Source organism: Streptomyces sp. WAC05292 (assembly GCF_003949955.1).
GTDB classification, from domain to species: domain Bacteria; phylum Actinomycetota; class Actinomycetes; order Streptomycetales; family Streptomycetaceae; genus Streptomyces; species Streptomyces globosus.
Genome location: NZ_RPSE01000407.1, coordinates 1 through 5,408 on the forward strand (window position 1 = coordinate 1; position 5,408 = coordinate 5,408).

General features: G+C 76.0%; 4 protein-coding genes. 2 read left to right on the forward strand and 2 right to left on the reverse strand.

Going from position 1 to position 5,408, the window contains the following annotated elements; genetic code table 11:
• Window positions 1–23: 23 nt before the first annotated feature.
• The gene (locus EF903_RS27920; RefSeq protein ID WP_125547759.1) at window positions 24–554 is read right to left on the reverse strand and encodes a hypothetical protein; all 531 of its coding nucleotides are present in this window, start codon (window positions 552–554) and stop codon (window positions 24–26) included.
• A gap of 42 nt (window positions 555–596) precedes the next feature.
• On the opposite strand from EF903_RS27920, the gene EF903_RS27925 reads away from it, so the two are divergent.
• Window positions 597–2,006, forward strand: a complete 1,410-nt coding sequence (locus EF903_RS27925; protein WP_148142589.1) for a glycosyltransferase family 39 protein — start codon at window positions 597–599, stop codon at window positions 2,004–2,006.
• A 275-nt stretch (window positions 2,007–2,281) separates the two neighbouring features.
• Here EF903_RS27925 and EF903_RS27930 read toward each other — a convergent pair whose 3' ends face one another.
• Window positions 2,282–2,812 carry a DUF1877 family protein gene (locus EF903_RS27930; protein WP_125547761.1) on the reverse strand — a complete coding sequence of 177 codons (531 nt, stop codon included), beginning with the start codon at window positions 2,810–2,812 and terminating at the stop codon, window positions 2,282–2,284.
• Between the two features lie 181 nt (window positions 2,813–2,993).
• On the opposite strand from EF903_RS27930, the gene lon reads away from it, so the two are divergent.
• On the forward strand, window positions 2,994–5,399 hold the full coding sequence (lon, locus tag EF903_RS27935; RefSeq protein ID WP_125547763.1) for an endopeptidase La: 2,406 nt from the start codon (window positions 2,994–2,996) through the stop codon (window positions 5,397–5,399).
• The last annotated feature ends 9 nt before the right edge of the window (window positions 5,400–5,408 follow it).

Here is a 5,408-nt window from a genome sequence, read left to right on the forward strand (position 1 = left end):
GGTGCGGTGGGCGGTGGCGCCGCTCAGTCGGCCTCGAAGGGGGGAAGGGCGTCCAGGACGGGCCGCAGGCCAGGCGGGATGGAGCCGTCGGCCGTCACCACCTCGCGGCCCGCGTGCACGAACGCGTACGTGAACCCGTCGAAGACGGTGCCGCCGTCCGTCGAGACCCGCGGCAGCCTCGGGAAGTCCGCCGCGGCGAGCGCGGCACGAAGCTCCGCGAGGTCCTCCGGCGACAGCCGGCCCGCGCCCGCCGGGCGGGCCTCGCCGTCCAGGCGCGCCCACGAGCCGTCGGCCTTGACCAGCAGGCTCGTCGTCTTCCCGGCATAGCCGCCGCTCCGGGTCACCGTCACCAGCCGTTCGGCGGGGGCGGAGGGCACGGCCGTCGCCGGGGAGGCCTGCGACGGTGCAGGCGGCGTGGACGGAGCGCGGGTCGCGGGCGGCGCGCCCACCGGCGAGGGCGAGGAGCCGCCCCCGGGCGCCGCGCCGCACCCGGCCAGCACCGCCGCCACCCACACCAGCGCTCCCGCCGACCTCGCCACTCTCCGTGCGCGCACACCCACCCCCCGCAGGTTTCACCGGCCGGCCGACCCCCGAGTATGGGGGGCGCACCGCTCCCACGGAACCCACCGGAGGACCGCATCCGCACCGCCGTCCGGCGCGCACTGCCGCCGCTGCTCGCCCTCGTCCTCGGCCTGTGGGGCCTGGGGCGCGGCGGCAGCATGTGGCGGGACGAGTCCGTCACCTGGCAGGTCGCGCACCGGCCGCCCTCCGGGCTGTGGGAACTCGTAGGACAGGTCGACGCGGTGCACGGCCTGTACTACCTGCTCGTGCACGCCGTCCTCCGGATCGCCGGCACGGGCCCGGACGCGGCGCTCGACGGCGGCCTGTGGGCGCTGCGGCTCCCGTCGGTCGCCGCGACGGCCCTTGCCGCCGCCGGCGTCGCCGCGGTCGGCCGCCGCCTCGCCGGGGAGCGGGCAGGGATGATCGCCGGAGCCGTCTACGCGGTACTCCCACCGGTGCAGGCGTACGCCCAGGAGGGCCGGTCGTACGCGCTCGTCGCCGCAGCCGTCGTCTGGGCCACGTACCTGATGCTGCGCGAGCGCTGGGCGGCGTACGGGGCCGTCATGCTGCTCGGCTGCTGGCTGCACGAGTTCGCGGTCCTCGCCCTTGCCGCCCACGCCGTCACCGGGCGCCGCTCGCCGGGCTGGCGGCGCAGCGCCTGCGCCGTGCTCGCCCTGCTCCTGCCGCTCGCCGCGGTCAGCGCCCGGCAGGCCGAGCAGCAGCTGGGCTGGCTCGGCCGGCCGAAGTGGCACGACTGGGCTGCGTACGCCGTGGTCGTCGCGGCCGTCTGGCTGCTCGCCCGGCGCGGTGCGCTGCCGGACCGCCTGGCCCGCGTCGCCGTACCGCTCGCCCTGCTGCCTCCGGGACTGCTGCTGGCCGTCTCGCTGGTCCACCCCTGGTACGTCGACCGGTACGTCCTCTACTCCCTCGCCGGGCTCGCCCTGGCCGCCGGGGCGCGCCTCGCGAACGCCCGCGGCCGACTTCGATGGGCGCCGGCGGCCGTGCTGCTGGTACCCGCAGTCTGCTGGTCGGTGTGGCTGCGCACGCCCGAGAGCCGCAAGGACGACGCCCTCGCGGTGGCCGCCGCCGTCCGCGAGCAGGCCCGCCCCGGCGACCCGGTGCTGTTCATGCCGGCCCGGCGCCGCGAGTGGCTGCTGTCCTCGCCCGGCGTGTACGGCACCCTGGACGACCTGGCGCTGGAGCGCACCCCGGCCGCCTCGGCGAGCCTGTGGGGCACGGAGCTGCCGCCGGACGAGATCCGGGCCCGGCTGCTGGCGTCACCGCGGGTGGTGGCCCTCACCGACCCGGAGGGCCAGCCGCTGGACCCGTACCCGCGCGAGGCGGTGAAACGGGAGGTCCTGGCGACCCACTTCGACGTCTGCTCGGTGACGAGCCTCCACGGCGCCCGCCTCACGATCCACGCCCGCCGCGGCACGTGCCCCTAGCCGCCGCGCGCCGAGGCCGTGAGCGGCTGCCCGCACCCGGGTGCGCGGGGTTCAGGCGTGGAGGCCGGCCACAGTCCGCCGGCAGACCGCCGTGCGCGCGTACCGGACGAGGCGGTCCGGAGGGGTGTGTCCCGCCACGGGCGGGGCCGTGGCCTCGGTGGGCCGCCGATGCCCTGCGGGGCGGGTCGTCGCTGCCGGCCGCCGGGGCCGGGACGCCCGCCCGCCGATGCCGAACCCGCAGCCGAACCCGCAGCCGCACCCGGCCCGACCGGTTGCTACTCGATCCAGACGAGCATCCCGTCCCCCTCCCGGGCGGCGCCGCGGAAGAACCGCTCCAGCTCCCGGTAGTGGTCCACCACCCACTCCAGCGGCTCACCGCGTTGCCACACCGCCGCCGGATAAACGTCCTCCGCGGCCAGGTCCCGCGCGGTGACCCCGTCGACCAGCACGTCGGGCGGTGTGGCCGCGAGGGCCTCGGCGGCCGCGGCGACGCGGTCGGGCGCGAGGTGCCGCGGCGGCCCGTACCCCCAGGGAGACGCGCCCGGCACGGCCGCGTCGCCGTGGACGGCGTCCACCGGGAAGCCGATCCGGTCCAGCAGGAACGACAGCGCGTGCCACGCCTTGTCGGTGCTGTGACACCGCGCCGCCCCCGCCCCGGGCGGTGACGGCGGCGGCGACGGCGCCTCGGGCGCCGCCCATTCCGCCTCGGCCAGCCCGTTCGCCAGCTCCCGCGCCCATTCCGGCTCGCGCAGCGCCCGCCGAAACTCGGCGGGCCGCAACCGCACGTACATCCCGATCATGCCCATGCCCGGAGGCTAAGCCGCCCCACCGACAGCCGAACCGACCCCTGACCCGCAGGGGACGCCCGCACTCACCCCGGCCCCCGTTCGACGCCCGTTCGCCCCCGGCGAACGCCTGTTGGGGAACACCGGGCCGCGCATATCCATTGAGTCGGTGTAGCTCAACTTGACTGCCGGAAGGAAGATCATGGCTTCGACGTCCGTAACGCTCACCCTGCCCGTGCTGCCGCTCGACGACGAGGTCGTGCTGCCCGGAATGGTGGTTCCGCTGGACCTGTCCGACGCCGAGGTGCGGGGGGCCGTCGAGGCCGCCCAGGCCGCGGGCGGCAGCGGGAAGCCGCGGGTGCTGCTCGTCCCGCGGGTCGACGGCAGGTACGCCGGCACCGGTGTGCTCGGGACCGTCGAGCAGGTGGGCCGCCTCGCCGACGGCGACCCCGGCGCCCTCATCCGCGGCGTCGGCCGCGTGCGCATCGGCGCCGGCACCACCGGCCCCGGAGCCGCCCTGTGGGTCGAGGGCGAGAGCGTCGACGAGCGGCTCGCCGACCCGCTGCCCGGCGCCGTCACCGAGCTCGTCAAGGAGTACAAGGCCCTCGCCACCAGCTGGCTGAAGAAGCGCGGCGCCTGGCAGGTCGTCGACCGCATCCAGCAGATCGAGGGCGTCTCGGCGCTGGCCGACAACTCCGGCTACTCCCCGTTCCTGACCGTCGCACAGAAGGTCGAGCTGCTGGAGACCGCGGATCCCGTCGCCCGCCTCCGGCTCGCCATCGCCTGGCTGCGCGACCACCTCGCCGAGCAGGACGTCGCCGAGTCCATCGCCAAGGACGTCCAGGACGGCGTGGACAAGCAGCAGCGCGAGTTCCTGCTGCGCCGCCAGCTCGACGCCGTCCGCAAGGAGCTCCGCGAGCTGAACGGCGAGAAGGAGGGCGAGGAGTCCGACGACTACCGCGCCCGCGTCGAGGCCGCCGACCTCCCGGAGAAGGTCCGCGAGGCCGCGCTCAAGGAGGTCGACAAGCTGGAGCGGGCCAGCGACCAGTCCCCGGAGGGCTCCTGGATCCGCACCTGGCTGGACACCGTCCTCGAACTCCCCTGGAACGAGCGCACGGAGGACGCCTACGACATCCGCGGCGCCCGCGCCGTCCTGGACGCCGAACACGCCGGCCTCGCCGACGTCAAGGACCGCATCACCGAGTACCTCGCCGTCCGCAAGCGCCGTTCCGACCGCGGGATGGGCGTCGTCGGCGGCCGGCGCGGCGGGGCCGTCCTCGCCCTCGTCGGGCCGCCCGGTGTCGGCAAGACCTCCCTCGGCGAGTCCGTCGCCCACGCGATGGGCCGCAAGTTCGTCCGCGTCGCCCTCGGCGGCGTCCGCGACGAGGCCGAGATCCGCGGCCACCGCCGCACGTACGTCGGCGCGCTCCCCGGCCGCATCGTCCGCGCGATCAAGGAGGCCGGGTCGATGAACCCCGTCGTCCTCCTCGACGAGATCGACAAGGTCGGCTCCGACTTCCGCGGCGACCCCGCCGCAGCTCTCCTCGAAGTCCTCGACCCGGCGCAGAACCACACCTTCCGCGACCACTACCTGGAGGTCGAGCTCGACCTCAGCGACGTCGTCTTCCTCGCCACCGCCAACGTCCTTGAGGCCATTCCCGAGGCCCTCGCCGACCGCATGGAGCTGGTCCGCCTCGACGGCTACACCGAGGACGAGAAGATCGTCATCGCCCGCGACCACCTGGTGCCCCGCCAGCTGGAGCGCGCCGGCCTGGCCGCGGAGGAAGTGGTCCTGGAGGACGCCGCCCTGCGCAGGCTGGCCGGCGAGTACACCCGCGAGGCGGGCGTCCGCACCCTGGAGCGCTCCATCGCCCGCCTGCTGCGCAAGGTGGCCGCCCAACACGAACTGGGCGAGGGGGACCTGCCCCTGCACATCGGCGCCGACGACCTGCGCGGGCTCATCGGGCGCCCGCACCACGTCCCGGAGTCCGCGCAGGACCCCGCCGAGCGGCGCACCGCCGTCCCCGGAGTGGCCACCGGCCTGGCCGTGACCGGCGCCGGCGGGGACGTCCTGTTCGTCGAGGCGTCCCTCGCCGACCCGGAGACGGGCGCGGCCGGGCTGGTGCTGACCGGGCAGCTCGGCGACGTCATGAAGGAGTCCGCGCAGATCGCCCTCAGCTTCCTCCGCTCGCACGGCGCGGAGCTGGAGCTGCCGGTCGCCGACCTGAAGGACCGGGGCGTGCACATCCACTTCCCGGCGGGGGCCGTCCCCAAGGACGGGCCGAGCGCGGGCATCACCATGACGACCGCCCTGGCCTCGCTGCTCTCCGGCCGGCAGGTCCGCACCGACGTGGCCATGACCGGCGAGGTCTCCCTCACCGGCCGGGTCCTGCCCATCGGCGGCGTCAAGCAGAAGCTGCTCGCCGCGCACCGCGCCGGACTGACCACCGTCATCATCCCCAAGCGCAACGAGGCCGACCTCGACGACGTGCCCGCCGAGGTGCTGGAGCGGCTCCAGGTGCACCCGGTGACGGACGTGCGCCAGGTGCTGGAGCTGGCGCTGTCCCCGGCGGAGGCCGCCGCACCCGTCGTCCCCGCGGCCGCCTGACCCCGCCCC